The sequence below is a fragment of the Paenibacillus sp. HJGM_3 genome (assembly GCF_045062745.1).
GTDB lineage: Bacteria > Bacillota > Bacilli > Paenibacillales > NBRC-103111 > Paenibacillus_AA.
The window spans coordinates 34,118-56,310 of sequence record NZ_JBJGED010000022.1 but is presented as its reverse complement, the minus strand read 5'-3'; the positions used below and the strand labels follow the sequence as shown (position 1 = coordinate 56,310).

Here is a 22,193-nt window from a genome sequence, read left to right as displayed (position 1 = left end):
GAGCGGGTCAATCAGCCGTATGTGTCGGATTGTTTAAGGAAGGATTACATATTGGTGAAGATAAAGGGAGCGGCCGTCTCGGACTATATTTCACGTCCAATGCAGCCGCTCCGTTGTTCGAACCCATGCCACTATTTTATGTGCCTACACAAGCCGACGGCGAATATAGCCGGAGATCCAGTCGATCAGCGTCACCATAATGATGATGCCGTACAGAATGATCGCCACCCGCGGCCAGCTCCGCGCCTCGAGGGCGAAGATGAGCGGCGTGCCGATCCCGCCCGCGCCGATGATCCCGAGAATCGCCGCCGAGCGGACGTTGATCTCGAACCGATACAGCGTAAAGGACATGAAGTCCGGCAGCACCTGCGGGAGTACCCCGAACCATAGCACTTGCAGCCGGTTGGCTCCGCTCGCGGTGAGCGCTTCGGCCGGCCCGAGGTCGAGGTTCTCGATCGCCTCGGAATACAGCTTGCCTAGCATTCCGATGGAGTGCAGGCCTAATGCCAACACCCCGGCGAACGCGCCCGGACCGACCGCCTTGATGAACAGAATCGCCATGACGATCTCCGGGATCGTGCGGATGATGCTGAGCACGACTTTGCCGCTCGCGGTGACCGCCTTTCGCTTCGACATGTTGTTCGCCGCCCAGAAGGCGAAGGGTACGCACAGTACAGCGGAGATGAACGTCCCGAGCACCGAGATGGCGAGCGTATCGAGCAGCCCGCGCAGCAGGTCCTCGCCTTCCTTCAAATAAACAAAGCCCCAGTCCGGGTGGAGGAAGCCTTTGCCGATCGCTTTGGAGACGGTGGCCGCCTGTTCCTTGATCCCTTCGAACGGAATGCCGGCGAACGACCAGATGTAGACGATGAGGATGAAGACGGCGACGAGCCAAAAGCGGATGCGCGCCCCCTTCGGTTTAACAGGCATCGCGGTTCTCATAGCAGTTTCCCCCGTACCTTCGTACTCACGTAATCGATCACCAATACGACCGCCAGTGTCAGCAGAATAATCGTCGAAGCCCGGTCATACCGCAGCTGATTGAGCGAGCGCTCCAGGTACAGCCCGATCCCCCCTGCCCCGACAAGCCCTAGGACGGCCGCCGCGCGGACGTTCACCTCGAACGTATAGAGGAAATACGCCATGAAGGAGGCGGTCACTTGAGGGACTACGCCGAAATGGATCCATTGGATTTTGCTCGCGCCTACCGCGGTCATGGCTTCGAGCGGACCCGGGTCGATCGATTCGATCGATTCGTACGTAAGCTTGGCGACGAGGCCGAAGGAGAAGAAGATGAGGGCCAGGATACCGGCGACCGGTCCAATGCCGAACACGGCGACGAAGACGGAAGCGAACAGCAAATCCGGAATCGTCCGCACCAGGTTCAAGATGAAGCGGGCCGGGACGTTCAGCCACGGAGTTCGCGTCACATTGCGCGCGGCGAATACGGCGACCGGAATCGCCAGCAGACCGCCGATCGTCGTCCCGATGACGGCCATTCGGATCGTCTGCAGCATCGGATCCCAGACGACATCTAGATAGGATAGATCCGGCGGGAACATCTCCACGATCAGGCTCCACATCTCGGGGATGCCGATCAGCAGCTTAAGCGGCGTTGCCTCCGTCTTAATTGAGCTCGCGACCAGCAACGCGATGACGAGCACGGTGGTGACGATCGCCTTCGTCTTGGGCGGCCTCGCCGGCCAAGGGGCGCCCGAGCTCGCGGTGGGGGTGGACTTCGAGTCGCTCATGCTTCGGTTCCTCCCAACAGCTCGTCCTTTTTGATCGCGCGCCCATAGATCGAGGAGAACACTTCGTCGGTCGCTTCCGCTACCGGTCCGTCGAAGACGAGCTCTCCCGCGCGCAAGCCGATGATCCGGGTCGCATATTCCCGGGCCAAGTCGATGAAGTGCAGGTTCACGATCGTGGTGATGCCCAGCTCCTGGTTGATCCGCTTCAGGTCGTCCATCACCTGGCGGGTCGTGAGCGGGTCGAGCGAAGCGACCGGCTCGTCGGCCAGGATGATCTTCGCTTCCTGCGCCAGCGCCCGCGCGATCGACACGCGCTGCTGCTGGCCGCCCGAGAGCTGATCGGCCCGTATGTAGGCCTTCTCTAGAATATTAACGCGGCTCAGTGCCTCCATCGCCAGCTGGACGTCCTGCTTCGGGAACAGCCCGAGCAGCGTACGCCATGTCGGATGATAGCCGACACGCCCGGACAGTACGTTGCGGATGACGGAAGACCGCTTCACGAGATTGAAGTTCTGGAAGATCATGCCGATTCCGCGCCGCATCTGGCGAAGCTGCTCTCCTCGAGCCGCGGTGATCGACTGTCCGTTAATGATAATTTCTCCTTGCGTGATGTCGTGCAGACGGTTGATGGATCGTAGCATCGTCGATTTGCCCGCGCCGGACAAACCTACGATCACGACGAACTCCCCAGGCTGGATCGTCAGGTTCAAGTTATTGAGACCGACTGTCCCGTTGGGGTAGATTTTGGATACGTTGCGAAATTCAATCATACTGCTTCCCTCCGTCTTTTCGACTCCAGCTTCTATTCTATTCGACAAAAAGGTACAAGTCTATGGTAAGATCAATGGGAAACCGCCATGCGGGCGAACGATTCCTAACATGGGGAGAATGGTGTGAAAACTTTAATTATCGCAGAAAAGCCGGACATGGGGCGCAACATTGCGGCCGCTATCGAGCCGAGGGCTGTTAACAAGCGTACCCACCTCGAAGGAGCGCAATACGTGATCACTTGGGCCATCGGCCACTTGATCGGCTTGGCGGAGCCGGACAAATACGACGAGAAATATAAGAAGTGGAACTTTCAGGATTTGCCCATTATCCCGGACACGTTCAAGCTGCTGCCGAACTTCAAGACGAAGGACCAGCTGCAGGTGATCAAAACGCTTGCGGCCGATTGCGATGCGATCGTGAACGCTTGCGACGCCGGGCGGGAAGGGCAGCTCATTTTCGCCTACATCCAGCAGCATTTGCGCCTGCGCCAGCCGGTGAAACGGCTGTGGATCTCGGATTTGACGCCAGAGACGATCCGCCGCGGGTTCGAGACGCTGAAGGACGGGGCGGAGTACGACAACCTGACCCGAGCCGCCCGGGCCCGCAGCGAAGCGGACTGGCTCATCGGGATGAACGGCTCGCGCGCCTTCACGATCAAGCACCGGGAGCTGTTGTCCGTCGGGCGCGTCCAGACTCCCGTCCTCGCGCTTGTGTACGACCGGACGAAGCAGATCGAAGCGTTCTCTTCATTAAAGTTTTATGAAGTCGAGGCGTGGTTCGATCAAGCGGGAGACGGCGATGCCGGCAAGCTGACGTACAAGGGACTGTGGCAGGGCGACCGGATCACCGACCCGGAGAAGGCGGCGGCAATCGTCGACCGGGTGAAGGGGAAACCTGGGCATGTAGCGGAGTTCGAGGTAAAGGATACGCGGGAATATCCGATGAAGCTGTACGACTTGACCCTCCTGCAGCGGGAAGCGAACGCGAAGTTCTCCTTCTCGGCGAAGAAGACGCTCGATGTGGCGCAGGCGTTGTACGAGAAGCACAAGGTGATCTCCTACCCGCGGACGAACTCGAACTATGTGAACGAGCAAAACATTCCCGAGATGCACCGGACGCTCGACTCGTTGCGGGGGACCGCTTATGCGGAGCTCGCGCAGGGCGCAGACAAGCGGTTCGTCCATGTGAACAACCGCAGCGTCTGCAATCCGGAGAAGGTTGAGGATCACCATGCGATCCTGCCGACCGGCAAGCGGGCGGCAACGCTGTCCCCCGACGAGCAGAAGCTGTACGACCTCGTCGTGAAGCGGTTCTTGTCCCACTTCTACCCGCCGGCGGAATACAAGATACATACGGTCATCACCGAAGTGGAGCGGGAGCGGTTCAAGACGATCGTCAAGCAGGTGCTGAGCTTGGGCTGGAAGGTCGTCTATGCCGGCGACGAGGATTCCGGTTCGGGCCGCGGCAAGCGCGGCGGCGGGAAAGGGAGGGCCGACAAAGACGGGGCTTCCGGCGATGCGGAAGGCGCGTCGGCGGAAGGCGGAGCCGGCGGAGAGGCCGAGGAGCTGCTCGTCGAGGCACCCTTCGCCCTTGATCCGAACCTGCCTGTGCTCTGTACGGAGGCGGTGTCCAAGGATAAGGAGACCCAGCCGCCTAAGGCCTATACCGAGGGCACGCTGCTCAAGGCGATGGAGAGCGCCGGCCGGCAGATGGAAGACGAGGCGCTGCGGGACGCGATGAAGGACTCCGGCCTCGGCACGCCGGCGACCCGCGCCTCGATCATCGAGCGGCTGAAGCAGGTCGGCTATCTCGAGATGCAGGGCAAGCGCATCTTGATCACCGGCAAAGGCCGGGCGGCGATCGAACTCATCCGCGGCGCGGGTGTGGAGCTGCTCGCTTCGCCGGAGATGACGGGGCATTGGGAGCGTCGGCTGAATGAAATCTCGCGCGGCCAGGCGTCCGATGTTACCTTCATGGACAACGTGAAGAAGTTCACGCGGTCCATCGTGGACAAGGTCCGCGTGCAGCCGCAGGCGGACAAGGCCGCCTTCGAGGCGGCGAGTCCGGCCGCCGCGGGCCGCGGGCGCGGGCGGGGCAGCCGGGCCGGCGCCGACGCCGGCGGAGCCGCGCGCAGCCGCGGGCGCGCGGCACGCGGCGCTGGCGCCGCCAGCGGCGACGCGGCCGGCGACGCGGCGGGCGGCACAGCCGCTCGCGCGGGCACACGCCGCAGCGCGGCCGCGGGCGCCGGCAGCGCCGCGGCGCTGCGCGAGCGCGTGGCGGCATGCCCGCGGCCCGGCTGCGGCGGCGACGTGATCGTCGGCCACAAGGGCTACGGCTGCTCCCGCTTCCGCGAGGGCTGCAAGTTCGTCATCTGGAAGGACGCCTTCGGCAAGTCCTTGACCGTCGCCATGGCGCGCAGCCTGATCGAGAAAGGTCAGACCGGCAAGCTAAAGCTGACCGGCCGCGACGGCCGGCCCGCCGAAGGCAAGCTGGTGCTGCGGGACCCGAGCACCGGCACCCTCTCCATCGAGTCTGTTTAGCGGTGGCGTGCAGGCAGAAGGGGGCCTTCCTGATCAGTTGTCGGACCGCGCCGGAGCATACAGTTTTACAGCAAAAACTTCATAATAGGGCGATCCGTACGTAGCGCCGAATTCCAGTCGGATGCGGACGACGCCCTTCGCATTGGCCCTAATCTTATTGAGGGACAAATAATTGCCTTTCGCTTCCATTCTCGTCTGGCGTCCGTCCTCATGAGTCAGAATGACATCGTAATCCTTGACCAACGTTTCAATCGGATCGTCGAAATGCTCCAGCTCAAGCCTCGCATGGAAAGCGAGGTGGATTTCCTCCACATCTTTGGGAGCTCCAAAGGCAAATTCCAGCCACTCCCTACCTTCCGTCCGATCGGATATCCATAGGTTAGGAAGTCCGTAAGGTCTGGAATAGCCGTTCACCACATTGCCGGGAACATACATTGGTTGAGCGGGCTGCAAGTCCTTGAAGCAAATGCTTTTGTTCAGCTTCTTCAGCTTGGCCGGCTCCTCCGGCCGGTAATGGAAGCTGACCGCGCCCGTCAGACGCTCGTCATTGCAGTATGCCGCCAAATCCGCGCTTCCTTCCAGCACAATGTATAGCTTATCGTCGTCGGCTGTTTTGCAGCGTAGCTCTACCGTTACCCAATCGTCAAAGCCTGCCGCAATATCGATGGCGAAGCTGCCGATCTCGACGTCGGGAATATACGTTTCCTTCCGTTTGCCTCCGAACAGTTTCACGCACAAAGCTTCTGTCTGCAGGGATCCGTTCCTGATTTTGATCCGAACGCGGTCTGCAAAGCCTGTGGCGACCGGCAGCGCCAGGCAAAGCGCTTGATCCAGCGGAATTCTCTCCTCCGGAGTGTCGTTGCAATAGCTTCGCTCAGAAGAGGCCCGAATGCTTAATCCGTCCGCGAAATAGGGATCCAGCTCTTCCTTAAGGCCGACGATCGTTTGCCCATCCTTGAGAAGCCTCGACTGCAGCTCTCCCATCCGGTTCTTGTAGACATCGGAAGGATCCTCGCTGTATTTGACACATAGAGAGGCTGCCGTTCCAACCGCCTGACCCATGCAACCGCACGTGGCCATGACCCTTGTCGAACCGAACGCCACATGGGTGGCGCTTATGTTTCGGCCCGCCATCATCAGATTGGGAACATTGCTGGAGTACAAGCTCCGGAAAGGGATGTTGTACAGACCGGGAACGAAATTCCAGGCTGTAGCCGGCCCTTCGTCATAGATACCCTTGTTCGCGTGCAGGTCCATCGCCCACCCCCCGACAGCCACCGCATCTTCAAAATGGGGCTTATCCGTCAAGTCGTTCTGAGACAGCATGTGTGGTCCGATAAATCGTCTGGATTCCCGCTTCCCCGGAATCGGGCATACGTAATCCAGAATCAGATTGTCCACGTTGTCGAATTCACCGCTGTTTTTAATATAGTCCCAGATGCCATACACCAATTTGCGCAGCTCCAAAGCGATATCCTCGTTATTGTGGATGATGTCCAAATGCCCGCCGTATTCCAGCCACCACAAACCGCCGAGACCACTGACCTTGCGGGGAAAAACGCGATGATTCAAGCCCTTCCGAAGGCTTTCGAAAAAGCTCAGCTTTGTGATATCGTACGCAAATTCGGGTCTTCGGAACGGCACAGGGGTCCCCACATCTCGGGTTTGAAAAAGGATCGTGTCTCCCATCGTGTAATGATCCGCCGTTTCCGGGGCCAGCTCTTCATGATACTCGTGCTTGGCTTCTCTTCCCCGTCTGAAGTGAGCGCCTGCAAGATAGCCGACAATCCCATCGCCGGAGCAATCGATAAAATACCGGCTCGCAAAACGGAATTTGCGCTCGGAAGCCAGCTGCAGTCCTTCCACCCACTGAATCGGCCCGTTCTCCGCACCTGCATCATGCACGCACGTATTCAAAAACAGGGAAATGTTCGGCTCGCCGTAGACCATATCCAGCAATACCGTGTCCGAAATCGAGAGCATAAGCTTTTTGTTGTATAACGGATTATAGTGAAAAATCTTCAGCTTCAGCTCGTCCACCAACCCGCCCTCTCGGGCGTAATAAGACGGGCTGTTGCCCAAATACGCCGATCCGTTTATATGGACTCTGACTTCGCTGCTGGCGTTCCCCCCGAGCACCGGCCGGTCATTGATCAGCGATACGGTCAGGCCATGCCGCGCGGCGGCGATTGCGGCGCATACCCCGGCTATCCCTCCGCCGACAACCGTGACATCTGCATTTATTAGCTCCATTAGACTAACCTCCACGGTAAGATACACTTATCATGGTAGTTGTCCGCCATCTTCTTTTTTTACAGGATTTCGAGAAAAATTCATACGATATTGCGATCGCCCGACTGCCTTATTTGTTCCCGTACAACTTTTTTCTGTATTGCTTCGGAGTGGTTTCCGTATATTGTCTGAACAATTTGCAGAAATACCCTTCGTTTACGACGCCAACCTCCTCGCACAATTCCAAATTCGAATAATCCCGGACCTTCAACAGCTCAAGCGCCAACTCGATTTTCCGCCGGTTGATGTAATCGACGACACCTTCATTCATCGTTTTCTTAAACAGGCTGCTGAAGTAAGACGGGGCTAAATTGACGTGCTCGGCGATCGCCTGCAGCGTGAGACGCTGCTTCAGATTTTGCTCGATAAATCGTTTAGCCCTAATGATTTCCGTCCGGTAGTGCGAACTGCCGTCCTGTGAACAGGCAATGGCTAAATCGCGAATATACCGCAGCTGCTCCCTGACGGTCACGAATTGAAGCGGGAACTGCTCCGCGTCAGGCTGGTCGGTCCCGGCTTTGAGCTTCATCGCGATATCCCGGCAAAAATCCCGAAGCAACGGCGCCATGACGGACTTATGAATTTTGTTATCCGTGATAAATCGTTGCAGCGAAACGAGTTGCTTTTCAAGCTCATCCTTCGCCGTCTCCCCGTCAACCCGCCGGGTCAGCTCCTCCAGCTTCCGCTGAAGCTCGGCCTTGCCGTCGTGATTATATCGGAATCGGTGAAGCGCGGTTTGAACCGCATGGTCCTCCAGATAATAAAAATCGTCGCACGCCGCCACGGCTTCCCCATACGACTGCCGGATCGATTCCCACCCCCGGTGCGGCCCGCCGAACGCGACGGATACCGGCTGATTCAGATAGCGGCTCAGATGGCTCACAAGCTGGCGGCCGAGCGTTTGACATGCTTGCTCCGTGTCCATGTCGCTTCGGCTTTTCTCCCAAGAAATAAAACCAATAAACCGATTGTCGTACAAATCGGAAGCCGCACCCGTTCCGAAATTCATCACCGTCTCTTCGATGACGTTGGTCATGGCGTATTTCAGGATGCTTTGGTCGGCCGCCGAATACTCGCTTCGAAAGCTTCCGTAATGGTTCATTTCGACGATGAAGCAACAATAGAACTGGTCAAAAAAACGTACCTGCTGCCGATTTGCAAAATCCGGCGCAAGGCGGGAAGGAATTTCGCCCCGGATCAATTCGCCGAACAACTGCTTGCGCACCCGGTGCTTATTTTCCAGAACGGAGGCGTGCAAGGAATGAATTTCTTCGTCCTTGCTTCTGATTTCATCCAATACACCGGCCGCTTTATCCAAAGCCCGCCTTACGGCTTCTTCCTTTAGAGGAACTTTAACGATATAATCCAAGACGCTCACGCCGATCGCCCGCTGCGCATACTCGAACGAAGAATATGCCGTGAGCAGGATGAATTGGGTATTCGGGAGCGCAGGCTTCAGCCGCTCGATCATGGTAATTCCGTCCAGCTTCGGCATGACGATGTCGGAGATGACGATGTCCGGCTTCAGCTGCAGCGCTTCCTCCGCGCCTGTTATGCCGCCGTATGCTTTGCCGACCAAGCGGAACCGTAGATCCACGCCCGCCAGCTCTTGGAAAAACAGCTCCAATCTTTGCACGATCAAATCTTCGTCATCCACGATGAAGCATGTGTAGGTTCTCATTGCTGTGAATCTCCTTTATAGAACTTGCCGGGAATAAGGCGCGGATTCGCGTTTCCCGCTTCGGAACACTGAGGATTTGCAAGCCGTATTGTTCCCCGTAATGAAGCCGGATCCGCCCATGAATATTGTTCAAGCCGATTCGCGGCCTTCCGCCCTCCGACGGCTTCGGGTCCGCATGCAGGAGCTGCCCGATCCGGTCGTCGTCGATTCCTTCGCCTTGATCGATGACCTCCACAATAACGAAGGGACCTTCCCTGAACGCATGAATCATGATGGGGCCCTCAATTTGTCCTCCGTTATAGCCGTGAAACAAGCTGTTCTCCACCAACGGCTGCAGCAGCATGCGAAATACGGGAAAATCCAGCAATCCGTCCTCGATCCGCTTCACCAGCTCGAAGTGCCGGTTATATCGGATATTTTGTATCGCAAGGTAATCCGCTACGTTGTCCAGCTCCTGTCGCAGCGCAACTTGCTCCGAGGCGTCCGATATGCCGTATTCCAATAAGGAAATGAGCGAATAAATGACGACGTCGACCTTTTCCAGCTGGCCCAGGCGGATCACATTGCTTATAGAGCCGAGCGTATTGTACAGAAAATGCGGATTGATTTGCGATTGCAGCACTTGAATTTCCAGCTTCCGCTGCAGCTCGCTATTGATTTCGAGACGCCGGATCAGCTCGACGATCTGCCGCAGCATCCGGTCGAACGCTCTGGACAGATCGCCAAATTCGTCGGTGCGGTTGATGGATATCTTAATGCCGAGATCGCCCTGCTCGACAAGGTTCATTTTTGTTTTAAGGTAGTAGAGCGGCTTGCGTATATACTTGGCTATCAGGTAGGAGATGAGCGAGCTGAGCAGCAGCCCTGCTAGCAAAAGAACCAGATAGTAAGTTTCCAGCCTTTTCAAGGCGGTATTCAAGCGCGATTCGTCGTTGATGGAGACGATGAACCAATTGAATTTTCCCGTGGGACGATTGAGAACGGTGACCAGCTTTCCAGCCGAAGTCTGAAGTTTAAGGCTCGCCCCGCTTGCTTTAATTATTTGCTCTGCCCTCGTGGTGCCAATAGAAAACGAACGGTTCTCCACATCCGGATAACCGTGCGTATCGGTAAAGCCGGCAACAATGCTGCCTGCGGAGGTGATCAAGGCCAGGTTCATTTGCTCATCCCTGTTGATTTTGAACAAGGCATCCTCAATCGAATGAAGGTCCAAATCCACCGCAATCGCGGCCGGAGTCGGGGAATTGGTCAAATAGCGGACCATCGTCACCGTCCAGCCGGAATAGCGCGATTTGTACGGCTCGCTGACGAAGGTTGTCAGCCGGGCTTTCGCCGCCGCATCGAACAGCGGCTGCCGTTCCGGCTGCGGCTCGTCGAAAATCCGGGTCGGCACGCTGCCGCCGACAATCGACATGTCGCTTTTGATCAGGTAAACGTTGCTTACATAGCTGCTGTTCAGCGTATACAGCTCTCTCAGCTGCGTTTTGATCACGTCCGGATTGTCGAGATTCGCCCGCACCGATGTTTCAGCCGAGAACAGAATCGTCTGGAACGAGGAGAAATTGACCGACAAATACTGATCGACTTTATCCAAAATCTGAGTTGTGTAATAAGTGTCGTTCGCCCGGATCTCTTTTTGAATAAAGCGGTAGGAAAGCTGGCTGATCAGCACGATGCAGCTCAACACGAACGCGAAGCATATGAGGAACAATTTGACGGGCAGGCTGACATTTCTTAGCATCGTTTCATCTTCCCTTATATTCCGTATACCCAAACGATACCATAGTGCGACAAAAGAGAGGGACAATAACTTGCCCCTCTCCGGCCTTTATTTGATTAATCCTGCGTCCTTCAGCTGCTTCGTTGCCGTGTCCTTATATTTCTGCATGTCAAACTTGGAGTCGAGCGTCTTGAGGAAATTATCCCAATTGGAAAGTGGATCTTTACCGCTCATAAATTTGACCAGGCTTTCGTTGATGAAGCGAATGCGGTCGGCAGCCAGCGTATCGCTCGGATCCGGAGTCAGGAAATTACCGGGCAGCGTAGGCGCTACATATTTCTGGTTATTCGTGAACGCTTCCGCCACATTCGGATTTTTAAAGCTGAAATATTCGGCGTCATCTCCCCGGCGATTCGCTTTATAGTGGTCTACCCAGTTATATTTATCCTTGATTTCCTTCGACAAATCCGGGGTTTTGTTTTTGGGCTTGCCGTCCACCATATCCCAGTGAATTCCCTTCAACCCGTAGGCGAAATAAGGGTACGCTTCTTTGTCCGTAAACCAATATTCCAGCATAGCCAAGGCCCGGAGCACCTTTTCTTTGTCCGCCTTCTTGGAGATGGCCCAAGAATTGCCCTGGAACGTCTTTCTCTCCAGGATTTGATCGCCGTAAGGCCCTTTCATCGGCGGAATGATGATCCAATCCGGCACCTCTCCACCGACTTCCTTCATCTTCTGCTGGTCGGAAGGCTCTAGCCTGCGGGCATCGCGGACCATGAAGCCGACCTTCCCCTTAAAAAACTTCTGGTCGAGCAGATCCGGCGTGTTCATCGTGACCCAGTCGGGATCCACAACATTAGCCTGCATCATTTTGTTAATGTACGCGAGCGCCTCTTTCATCTTCGGATCCGTGAACAGGAATACCGGCTTATTGTCTTTCACCTCGATTGCCGAAGGCGGGTTGACGCCGAACATCCACATCAAGGTGTCGAAGCCGTACGTTTGCAGGTTTCCTTCCTTGTTCATGCCGCCGATAAAGCCGTACGTATCGTTTTTGCCGTTCCCGTCCGGATCTTTTTCCGTAAAGGCCTTCATCACCTCGAACAGCTCGTCGGGGGTCGTCGGCACTTTCAAATTCAGCTTCTTCAGCCAATCGTTGCGAATGTAGAGGCTGCCGACGATCCCGTTTACGTTGTCATAGCCCGGAACGCCGATCGTCTTCCCGTTATAGTTCATCGCATCCCACGAATCCTTGCTGAAGCGTTTCTTGAGCTCAGGAAATTGGTCCAGATAAGGGGTAAGATCGGTGATAATACCCTGGTCGTAATATTGCGCGAGATCCGCCCGGCTCTTCATGAAAATCAGATCGGGAATGTCTCCGCCGGCAATGAGCGTGTTGAGCTTGGTCGTCGCTTGCCCCGCTTGCGGGATGATCATGTCCAGATCGATATTCACGGCTTTCTCCAGCATCTGGCGCTGAACGTCTTCCTCGCGGGGCGGCACGGGAGCCGCTGCGTTGAAGGTGCCTTGATTGAACATCGTAATTTTCAGCTTCTTCTCGAATTTCGGTGTGGCGGTCGCTGAGGCTGTGGGGGAAGCCCCCGACGCGGGTTCATTTTTACCGCTGCAGCCTGACAGAATCGTGCCGAATCCCAGCACGGCCGTCAGGACGGAGAACATTGCTTTTTTGCGTTGCATGCTGACCTCTCCTTATGTGTTTTTATTATTACGGTTGAGTACCGCAACAATCAAGGGAAACATTCGCACTTCAACCTTTCACGGATCCCAGGAGCACGCCTTTCGTAAAATGCTTCTGCAAAAACGGATAAACGAACAAAATGGGCAGCGTCGTTGCGACGATGGCGGCCATCTGCACGGCGAAGCTGCTTACGTACTCCGTATTCGCGAGCGACTCGGCGCTCTGCGCTTGGACATTCAGCAAAATGTTACGCAGCACCACCTGCAGCGGCATGAGCCTCGTATCGTTGATGTACACGATCGCATCGAAATAGCTGTTCCAGTGCGCAACCGCGTAAAACAAGGAAACTGTTGCAAGTACGGGCAAGGAGAGAGGCAGCACGATTCTCCATAGCGTCTGGATTTCGCTTGCTCCGTCCACCCTTGCCGACTCTTCGATTTCGGACGGCAACTGCTCGAAGAAGCCTTTGACGATGACTAGGTTGAACGCGCTGATCAGATGCGGAATAATGAGCACCCACGGACTGTTGAGCAGCCCTAGCGAACGGATCAGCAAATAAGTGGGAATGAGGCCGCCTCCGAACATCATCGTAAAAATAATGAACAGCAGGAACGGGCTTCGCCCGGGCAAATATTTTTTCGATAACGGATAGGCGGCAATGACCGTGAACAACATGTTGAGCGCGGTGCCGACGATCGTCCGGAACAACGTAATTTTGTACGCCTGTCCGATGCCGTGCGCCGTAAACACCTCTTTGTAGGCGGCGAGCGTTACGGATTCCGGAATGATGACGACGCCTCTGCGAAGCACCTCCGATTCCGGCGTTACCGAGACAGCGACGACATAAAGAAAGGGGAAGAGACATAGCGCGGACAGCAGGATCAGGAATGCGTATATGGCGGCCTGCCCTACTTTTTCCCAAAATGTCAGGTTTATCATGTGTGTCTGTCACCTCACCAGATTTGGCCGTCGAATTTTTTGGCAAGCTTGTTGGCCGCGAGCACCAAAACGAATCCGATCACGGCCTTAAACAGCCCGACAGCGGTAGCGAGCCCGACCCTGAGCCGTTCCAGGCCTTCGCGGTAGACCCAAGTGTCGATGATATCGATCTTTTCTTTGTTGAAGGCGTTGGCGAACATGAAGATTTGGTCGAAGCCGGCATCGAGAATATGGCTGAGCTTCAGAATCAGCATCAGGATGATGACACCCCGAATACCTGGAAGTGTCACGTGCCACAGCTGCCGCCATTTGGAGGCGCCGTCCATTCTAGCCGCTTCATATAAGCTGGGGTCGACCCCCGCGAGCGCCGCAAGGTACAGAATCGCCCCCCAGCCGATATCCTTCCAGATTTCGGACAAGATGACGAGCGGTCTGCTCCATGCGGGCTCCGTCAGAAAGGAGACGGCCTGAAGCCCGTTATCCTTCAACAGGTGATTGACCAGACCGTCGCCAGGCGCAAGAAGAGCGACCAGCAGTCCGTACACGATAACCCACGACAAAAAATGAGGCAAATAGGTGACCGTCTGTACGGCTTTCTTAAACCATGAGACGGAAACCTCATTCAGCAGCAAAGCCAGGAGAATGGGAGCGGAGAAGCCGAACAGCAGCTTATACAGCGAGATGATGATCGTATTCGCCATGATGTCCCAAAAATAGACGCCTTGGATGAACTCCTTGAAGTTTCTCAGCCCTACCCAAGGACTGTCCCACAGCCCGAGCGCCATGTTGTAGTTTTTGAAAGCGATCACGATTCCCGCCATCGGAATATACTTGAACACGGCGAAATAGAGCAGGGCCGGGAACAAAAGCGCGTACATCACTTTATACTTGCGTATTGCGCTCAAGACCGAATTCCGGTGACTGGGCAGGGGGACGGCTCGCGCCGCCGATTTGGTTCGCATGTCATCACCTGTTTGTTATTTTTCTATATCGTAGCATCGCGCGAACAGGCATTTTTCTATGATTTTATGAATTTCTGATAAGATCTTCAGCAGCGAGCGGGGTAGGTGGAATAACCGTCGTCGGCGTCAATCAGTGCGCGTTCAATAGGGCAGCTTTCACCCTGGAGATGATGCCTATGCTGGGCATACGAAAAACCTGAGGCTCTGCCTCAGGTCCTTGGTCGTAGCGTTCAGTTAGGCGCGTGGGGCGGGCAGGCAGAGGGTTCCGACCGCTGTTGAAATGCCTGCCCTTTTGGTCCTTCTTGTATATTTATAGTCTTCCAGGAAAAAATTTAAATATATATTTGCTAAGGAGTGATACCTAGTGCCTAGCGTATTCGAGACCAGAGAACCAAATATTTCCGAAAATGACCGACTTAGGATTCCTCAGATAGAAGCCTTCCAAAGCATAAAAGAGCACTATGCCGATCCTAACAGTGAAAGAGAAACTGCAATTATTCTCCCCGTTGGCTGTGGAAAGTCAGGTTTAATTACCTTGACCCCATTTGCAGTTAAAGCACAAAGAGTCTTAGTCATCGCGCCAGGCGTGAATATAGCTTCGCAATTGTATAAAAATTTTGATCCAACGCAAGACGACATGTTTTATTCCAAATATAACGTATTATCCGGACTTCCGTATCCAGAAACTGCTGAAATACGCGGCAATACTACCAACCGTTCTGATCTTGACGATGCTGAAGTGGTAGTAACTAATATACAACAACTTCAAGGCGCTAATAATCGTTGGTTACAAACGCTGCCAGAGGATTATTTTGACCTTATTTTAGTCGATGAAGCACATCACAATGTAGCGGATAGCTGGACCATGCTTAAACAATCTTTCCCTCAAGCAAAGATAGTCAATTACAGCGCGACTCCACGACGTGCGGATGAACAAATTATGACTGGACAAATCATTTATACGTTCCCTATAGTTAGAGCCATTGAAGAAGGCTACGTCAAGCGCTTAAAAGCAGTAGTCCTAAATCCAAGAACACTGAAATACGTCCGGCGAGAAGGTGGACGTCAGATCGAAGTTGATTTAGATGAAGTTAAATTGCTCGGCGAAACAGATGCCGATTTTAGACGAAGTATCGTAACCTCAGAAGAAACGCTTTACACGATTGTAGACGCTTCGATTCGTGCCCTAAATCGTATACGGCAGCAGTCGGGCAACTCATATCATAAAATTATTGCTTCCGCGCTAAACCATGAACACTGTATACAGGTTATGGAGGCATATCGTGCGAGAGGATTACGGGCTGGTTATGTTCACAGTTTGCAAGACGAAAATGAAAACGATCGGGTTCTCGACCGATTAAAGAATCATCAATTGGATGTAATTGTCCAAGTAAAAAAATTAGGCGAGGGCTTCGATCACCCGTTACTTAGCGTTGCAGCTGTCTTCAGCATATTTAAAGAGCTTTCGCCGTTTGTTCAGTACGTAGGAAGAATTATGCGGGCAGTAGACCAAAATGATCCGGATAGCTTGAATAATCAAGGTACCGTCGTATTCCACGCCGGTTCCAATATTGCTCGCCTTTGGGCGGATTTTCAAGATTTTAGTCAAGCTGACAGAGACTTCTTCGATCAAATGCTATTGGAAGGGTTCGACTTCACAACCGGAGACGAAATTACAATCGATCCTAATACATCGTCAAGAAGCAGAAGCGAAAATCAGGTGGAAATTCACTCACAGGAAGAGGTATCCGTTATAGAAATCCCATTAATATTAGAGGACGATGAGGTAAAGGAAGCCTTGGCGTTGCTGCTATCTAAAGGTGTCACATTGGATGATATACGAGCGGTTTATGAATATCAGCCCTGACAAGTACAAAAGGCCGCCGATTGATGTCGGCGGCCTACTAATATTGAACTATAGTTTCCGTTAGCTCAGAATACCAAGACTGAGCAGTTGCACTTCGGCGATTTGGCATGCGTCTGCTTAGTCTGCTTCGTCTTCTCGTTCCTCTTCGTCCTCGACCTTCTCATCGTCCTTGGCATGCGCCGGACGGATCGTTTGCGTGACGGCGGTATCCGCATAGTGGTCCGCGCTTATCGTGATCACGTAGCTCTTCGCCGCCGGAAATAATGCTGCCGCCAATGTCAGCTTCCCCGGTACCATGCTGTACACCGCTTCGCTCACGGTTTGGCCGTCGACCTTAACGCTGCGTATCGCGCCGCGCCATGCCGGGTCGTCGGCGAACTTCATTTTGACCGGTTTGCCCACGACATTGTTGCTGCGATCCTCCACGAGCGCAGGTGGGACGAGCGATTGTGGCGGTTGCGACGGCGGTGCGCCGATCGGCTGGGTGACTGTGGACGCGAAATAACCGTCAGCGATAACGGTGACCGTATAGCTCTTCACTTGCGGGAATAGCGACGCCGATAGGGTCAGCTTGCCCTCGCTTACGCTGTATACAGCTTCGCTCACCGTTTGGCCGTCCACTTGTATGGTGCGTATCGCGCCTCGCCATGCCGCGTCGTCGGCGAACGTCACCTCTATCGGCATGCCCACCACATTAGCGCTCGTATCCGCCGTCAGAAGCACGCCCGGACTGGTGGAATGCCGTTCGAACTTGACGGCATCCGCCCGCGTATAGATCATGTCGGCAGATGGGGTCGGCGGACTGACCGTCGTCGGCGTCACTCGGGTCAAGCGAACAAATTCGCTGCCGTCGCCGGTAAAATCGAACGTCCCGAGATCGATCCAACCCGGGTTGGTCGACTGATCGATATACGTCGTTTCGGTAACCGATTTGTGCTTCACTTCCACTTTGATCTGTTTGTCTTGACCTGACGTGTGCACGATATTGTACAGGGAAACGGTATACTTTCCTTCCGGAAACTTGGCCAACCATGTCGCGGACGATCCTTCTACCGTGGTGTAGCGGGATTTGACCCCGATTTTGTAGCCGGACAGATTGCTCTGGCTCCAGGAGCCTTCCGCGATATAGAGTCCTTCCGTATTCGTGCTGTCGACAATAACGGTCAAATCTTTGATCGCAATGGAAAGAGGCGCCGTCTCCACGGAGATTCCGTCAATGATGACCGTCGCCCGCAGCTCGATATGATCCGTTATCCCGTCGATGCGATTGAGAGTCAATAATCCGCTTCCGTCAACGGTGGCGAGATCCGGTCTGTCGACGCGGTATTGCACCTCCGCGTTGCGCAAATCGGCGATCAACCCTGTATTCATATAGCCGGTCACGCTTAGCCGGGCGGTTTGCGTCATCTGCAGCTCCGTTCGGTCCGAGGCGAGAACAACCGACTCTAATTGCGGCCGGGCATTTTCGCTAAGCCACATGACGGCATCGGCAACGACCCGCGAATTGTTCGCCTTGTTCGTTAACTCGACGTACCCGCTGCCCGCCGCGAATGGATATGCCCCAAGAAACACCCACGTTCCATCCGCCGCTTTCTCATCGACCGTAACCGTGTTCGTTCCCCCGCTGTAATAAACGGTAAAGGCGGCGTTTGTCGCCCAGTTTTCACTCGCGACGACGTTTTGCGGAATCCGGTAATACACGCTGTAGGTGACGCTCTCTGTCAAATTCGGCCGCCAGCGAATGCTGCTTGTCGCTGCGCCGGTCGTCGCGGCCGCATAGACGTAATTATCATAGTAGTACTGATTCGCCGACGTATCGCGGATCCAGACGCCATCCGTTTCCGCCTCGCCATTGTCTACGACGATGGACGGTCCTGGCTGCCATTCCGGTTGAACCGGAGGAACCGCAACGCGGTCGGGCAAATACAGCGTACGCGCACGCGTCCGCTTCCCTTCCGACTCCACGTAGTAAGTGAACGTCCGCGACAAATCGTTCACCTGAATCGACCACTCCATCGGATAGATCGCGTCCGGAACGGCCGTGTACGTGTGCCCGCCGTCGAGCGAGTAACGGAGCGTCGCCGCCTTCGTCGTCTTTGCTTGCACAAAGGCGTTATAGGACGTTTCGTCCGGCTTGACGATCAGCATGCTTTTGACGGCGTCGATCGGGCTGTGCGTGTCGAAGAAATAGCTCGCCTCGGACGTATCGGCAGCGGCTCTCGTCTTATGAAGCGGCACATGAATGTTCATCCCTTGCACGATGACAGCCGTAATGCCTTTACCGGATACGGTGACGCTTATGCTTCCGTTCCTCAACACCGCTTGCTCGGGCGCACCGTTGTCGCGGATGATCGTGACGGTGTAGTCCTTCGTCGGATCGAACCCGATCAGCTGCGGATTCAAGGCGATGTTCGCCTGCTGCGCATCGGCGGATTCATTGCTGAGCCCGATGTAGAACTTGTCGCCGCTCTCCGCCGTAATCCAGTTCAACTGCGGGTTGTTCGTGGCGATAATCCCTTTGGGCATCCACAGCCAGACATCGGAGTTGCCGTAGAACGTCCCCGGCTTATTCCCGTACAGATGATATTTGAACCATAAAAAATCGGTTTCGAATACGGCAGGGAACGAAATATTCCCGTTCGATTTCACCGCCTGCTCGGTAATCAGGTAATCCATCGTTTGGCCGAGTTGCGCCGGCATATGGTGAAAATAGATGGAAGTCGCCTCGCTCGGACCTAGCAGCGGATAATCCGCCGAGAGCTGACTGACTGTGAATCCCTTGTAATAGTAGCCCGGATAGCTGGCATACCGCCCGATGACCGCATTATGCGCGATATCCTGCAGCATTTTGTCGCCTGTGTATAACGCGAGCCGCAGCAAAAACGGCGCTTCCTGCGCATTCATCCGATAATACGCGGATGTGCTTCCCGCCTCATAGGTCAGACCGTTCGGTGAGACGAGCCAGCTGTCCGTCTGCGCTCCTCCGGGTTCGTGTTCAGGCAGCACGTCACGCGGGTAATCGTATTTGGCGCTTGCCGGCCAATGGAACGATTCGGTCAGCGGCGCTGCCGGCGGCGTGATCGTTGCGGTGCCCTCCGGCACCGGACGGGCCACGAATATGGTGGCGTACCGTTTCGCTTCCTTGTACGCGGCGTTCAAGTATTTGGAATCGTTAGTCTCCTCGTACAGCTCCAGAATTTCCATCCACAACTTGCCGAAATTATAGGCAAATTCGGTCTGGGCGACGTTCACCGTTTCCGGCGTATCGATTTTCTGGGCGATATAAAGGTCCGCCGCCGCTTTTGCTTCCTGCAAATATTGCGCATTGCCGGTCATGCGGTACATCATCAATGGCTGGATGACAGGCCCTCTGTCGCTCTGGTTCGGGTTCCGGAACCGGTATTCCTCCTGCCCGAGCGCATAAATGCCCGCCGTCCCGCCCGTCATTTGATAGACGGCCGCTGCGGTTGTCACATCGAACGGCAAGGACGTCATTTTCCACAACGAAGGAACGCTGTACACCGGCTTCATCTTCGGCGACCAGCCGATGCCGTTGCGCGAAACGCCGTACTCGACGGACGGCAGCGCCCTCGTATCGTACAGTCGATCGTCGCCGGTCAAATAGTAGGCCCCTAGCAGCACGGCGTTCGAGGTCGTACGAACCGTATCCTCATTTTCGATATCCATGAAGCCTTTGGCGCGGCTCCACCAGCCGCTCGGCGACGGCACAAAATCGACCGAGTCGTCCGCTTGCGGCTCCATTTTGAGCAGATCGATCATGTTGAACATCGCGTCCGTCAGCGACTGGCCGGCTGCATTTTCCCGATAGTCGGAATAGCCGTATTCGCTGCGGAGAATGTCCCGGTAAGCGCTGTACAGACTGCTTTGCTGCGCCACAAGCCCGATACGAAACCGGTACGTGCTTTCAGCGGTCATCAGCGAATGCGTCCCGAGCTGCGGCGCATACACAATCGGCTGCACGCTGCCCTCGTTGTTGACAAGGCTCATCCCGAGCCGCTGATTCGCGGGGCCCCCCGCCGGTTCAAATACAAGCGGCAGCTCCTGGGACGGCGCGAATACCCCATACGTTAAGGCGGCTCCGCCATCGCCCGCTTTCTCCACCAGACTCATCGGCGCGGTCAGTTCCCACAAGCCGGTCGATTCCACCGTGCCGACCATTTTCGCATGCGAGCGGAAGCCGCTCAACACCTCGTTGACGCCGGCGACGGACTCGGTCGTAAAAGACTGATAGCCGACCACATAATTGCCGGTCCGTCGAGGGGTGAAGCTAAAGGATACTTCCGGCGTCATCTTCGCCAGCGACCAGTTCACTTGCAGATCGTATTCGCTTGCATGCGCTGAATCGGTCAATACGGCGGTTTGCCCGTCAAGGAACTCGATCCGGTCGAACGTAATCCAGCTCGTGTTCATCGTCGCGTAATAGTTGGTGCGCTGCCCTGCGTCGCCGTCGAGCAACACCCATTGCTCCTCGAGTCTTTCCGCCGGCGTGTTGACCGGCACCCAACTCCCGGTAACGCTATCTTTGTAGAACAGGTCGCGGACGATCGACTTGCCGCCATCCCACGCCGCTTCATAGAACGTCGCCTTGTAGGTTTCGTTCTGAATGCTGCCTTTCTCCGTGTAACTCAAGTTCGGCAAGTTGCGGCTGCGCAACGGTGGAAGCGGTGGTTCTTTTTGCTTGATATTGCCTTCGAATTTGACGGCGTCCGCCCTTGTCAATATATTGCCGGTGGACGGTTGAACGCGCGTCAATCTGACAAACTCGGCACCAACACCGGTAAAATCGTACTCCCCCAAATCTACCCACCCGGACGCCGGTCCCGATGAAGGTCTCAAGTCCAAAAACTGGACATCGGTCGTCCCGTTGTGCACGATTTCGATTTTCACATTGCTGTCCGCATTCGTCGCCCAGTTAAGCTTGTTAAAAAAAATTCGCGCCCTGCCGGCCGCAAGCCGCGGGTTCCAGGTGATCGTTTCATTCACGGTATCGGTATATCGGGTGCTGCTATTGTTATCCCCCTTCACGCCGGCGGACATTTTCCAGCCGCTTGAGGCGGAAAAGCCGGTGCTCGCATTGCTCGGGTCATTGGTGACGACGCCGTCAATCGTGATACTGCCGTCATCGACAACGATCGATTTAAAAGGCGGTTTTTGCGCGATATTCCCCTCGAATTTAACGGCATCGGCCCGGGTAAGGATCGTGCTGGTCGAGCTGGTCATGCGGGTCAGCCTGACATATTCGTCGCCAGCGCCGGAAAAAGTGTACTCTCCCAAATCTACCCAACCCGCAGCAGGCCCGGACGACGGTCGCAGATCCAAGAACAAAACGTCTGTCGTTCCGTTATGCACAATTTCGATTTTCACATTGCTGTCCGCTTTATCCGCCCAATTCAGCTTGTAAAACGATATTCGCGCTGTTCCTGCCGCCAATTTCGGGTTCCACGTAATGGTTCTCCCCACCGTATCCGTCCATGCCGAGCTGGAATTGTTATATCCTTTGACATTCGTGGTGACATTCCAATTAGGGGCCGAATACCCGTTGCTCGCATTCGTCGGATCGGGAGTGACAGTCCCGTCGACGGTGAGGCTGCCGTCATCGATGATGATGGTCTTGTACGGCAACGTTTCTGCATGAGCGGGATCTAATCCGATGTACGTACCCAATGGCGCCGCCATCGCCAGGATGAGGCACAAGAGTAAGAGCGCTTTGATTTTTTTCCGCATGAGCGTTCGTTCCTTTCGTTCGATTTTCTTGCTAACCCGACTTCATCCACCTGCAAAATCCACTTATTTATTTATCCGTGACAACGCTTTCATAATAAAGTGCCTCCTTCCATAGCGGGATCTGACTTCGCATCTCATCGTAGCACGTCCCCTTACGCAAAAATGGTTGGATTTTATGCAATCCTTATACGATTTTAACAAATCTCTCCGGTAGAACAACGAAAAA

12 protein-coding genes are annotated in these 22,193 nt (G+C 55.1%); 2 read left to right on the top strand and 10 right to left on the bottom strand.

All coding sequences use genetic code 11. From position 1 onward, the window contains the following. Positions 1-144: 144 nt before the first annotated feature. Genes phnE (ACI5FR_RS22360) through phnC form a run of 3 tightly spaced genes read right to left on the bottom strand, consistent with a single transcriptional unit; the run spans position 145 to position 2,521 of the window. Positions 145-942, bottom strand: a complete 798-nt coding sequence (phnE, locus tag ACI5FR_RS22360; protein WP_405458448.1) for a phosphonate ABC transporter, permease protein PhnE — start codon at positions 940-942, stop codon at positions 145-147. Next, positions 939-1,751: a phosphonate ABC transporter, permease protein PhnE gene (gene phnE / locus ACI5FR_RS22355; RefSeq protein ID WP_405458446.1), complete on the bottom strand. Its 813-nt coding sequence runs from the start codon at positions 1,749-1,751 to the stop codon at positions 939-941. Before phnE (ACI5FR_RS22355) ends, phnE (ACI5FR_RS22360) begins: the two co-directional genes overlap by 4 nt. Further along, positions 1,748-2,521: a phosphonate ABC transporter ATP-binding protein gene (gene phnC, locus ACI5FR_RS22350; RefSeq protein WP_405458444.1), complete on the bottom strand. Its 774-nt coding sequence runs from the start codon at positions 2,519-2,521 to the stop codon at positions 1,748-1,750. Before phnC ends, phnE (ACI5FR_RS22355) begins: the two co-directional genes overlap by 4 nt. Before the next feature lie 123 nt (positions 2,522-2,644). On the opposite strand from phnC, the gene ACI5FR_RS22345 reads away from it, so the two are divergent. Continuing rightward, positions 2,645-5,062: a type IA DNA topoisomerase gene (locus tag ACI5FR_RS22345; protein WP_405458441.1), complete on the top strand. Its 2,418-nt coding sequence runs from the start codon at positions 2,645-2,647 to the stop codon at positions 5,060-5,062. 33 nt (positions 5,063-5,095) lie between these two features. Here the strand turns inward: ACI5FR_RS22345 and ACI5FR_RS22340 are convergent, their stop codons facing one another. The 6 genes from ACI5FR_RS22340 to ACI5FR_RS22315 all read right to left on the bottom strand — a co-directional run bounded on the left by ACI5FR_RS22340 (position 5,096) and on the right by ACI5FR_RS22315 (position 14,355). Next, entirely contained in the window at positions 5,096-7,315 is a 2,220-nt protein-coding gene (locus ACI5FR_RS22340; RefSeq protein ID WP_405458439.1) for an FAD-dependent oxidoreductase, read from the bottom strand. Between the two features lie 109 nt (positions 7,316-7,424). Further along, positions 7,425-9,035: an AraC family transcriptional regulator gene (locus tag ACI5FR_RS22335; RefSeq protein ID WP_405458436.1), complete on the bottom strand. Its 1,611-nt coding sequence runs from the start codon at positions 9,033-9,035 to the stop codon at positions 7,425-7,427. Beyond that, the gene (locus tag ACI5FR_RS22330; RefSeq protein ID WP_405458435.1) at positions 9,004-10,776 is read right to left on the bottom strand and encodes a cache domain-containing sensor histidine kinase; all 1,773 of its coding nucleotides are present in this window, start codon (positions 10,774-10,776) and stop codon (positions 9,004-9,006) included. Before ACI5FR_RS22330 ends, ACI5FR_RS22335 begins: the two co-directional genes overlap by 32 nt. 87 nt (positions 10,777-10,863) lie before the next feature. Beyond that, entirely contained in the window at positions 10,864-12,453 is a 1,590-nt protein-coding gene (locus ACI5FR_RS22325) for a type 2 periplasmic-binding domain-containing protein (protein ID WP_405458433.1), read from the bottom strand. A gap of 70 nt (positions 12,454-12,523) precedes the next feature. After that, complete coding sequence (locus ACI5FR_RS22320) at positions 12,524-13,393, bottom strand: carbohydrate ABC transporter permease (protein WP_405458431.1); 870 nt, start codon at positions 13,391-13,393, stop codon at positions 12,524-12,526. 14 nt (positions 13,394-13,407) lie between these two features. After that, positions 13,408-14,355 carry an ABC transporter permease gene (locus ACI5FR_RS22315; protein WP_405458430.1) on the bottom strand — a complete coding sequence of 316 codons (948 nt, stop codon included), beginning with the start codon at positions 14,353-14,355 and terminating at the stop codon, positions 13,408-13,410. Between the two features lie 364 nt (positions 14,356-14,719). Here ACI5FR_RS22315 and ACI5FR_RS22310 point away from each other — a divergent pair, with 364 nt between their 5' ends. Continuing rightward, complete coding sequence (locus ACI5FR_RS22310) at positions 14,720-16,222, top strand: DEAD/DEAH box helicase (RefSeq protein WP_405458428.1); 1,503 nt, start codon at positions 14,720-14,722, stop codon at positions 16,220-16,222. Between the two features lie 117 nt (positions 16,223-16,339). On the opposite strand, the gene ACI5FR_RS22305 is transcribed toward ACI5FR_RS22310, so the two are convergent. Next, positions 16,340-21,967 (bottom strand): golvesin C-terminal-like domain-containing protein, encoded by a 5,628-nt coding sequence (locus tag ACI5FR_RS22305; protein ID WP_405458427.1) that lies wholly within the window; start codon positions 21,965-21,967, stop codon positions 16,340-16,342. Positions 21,968-22,193: the final 226 nt, after the last annotated feature.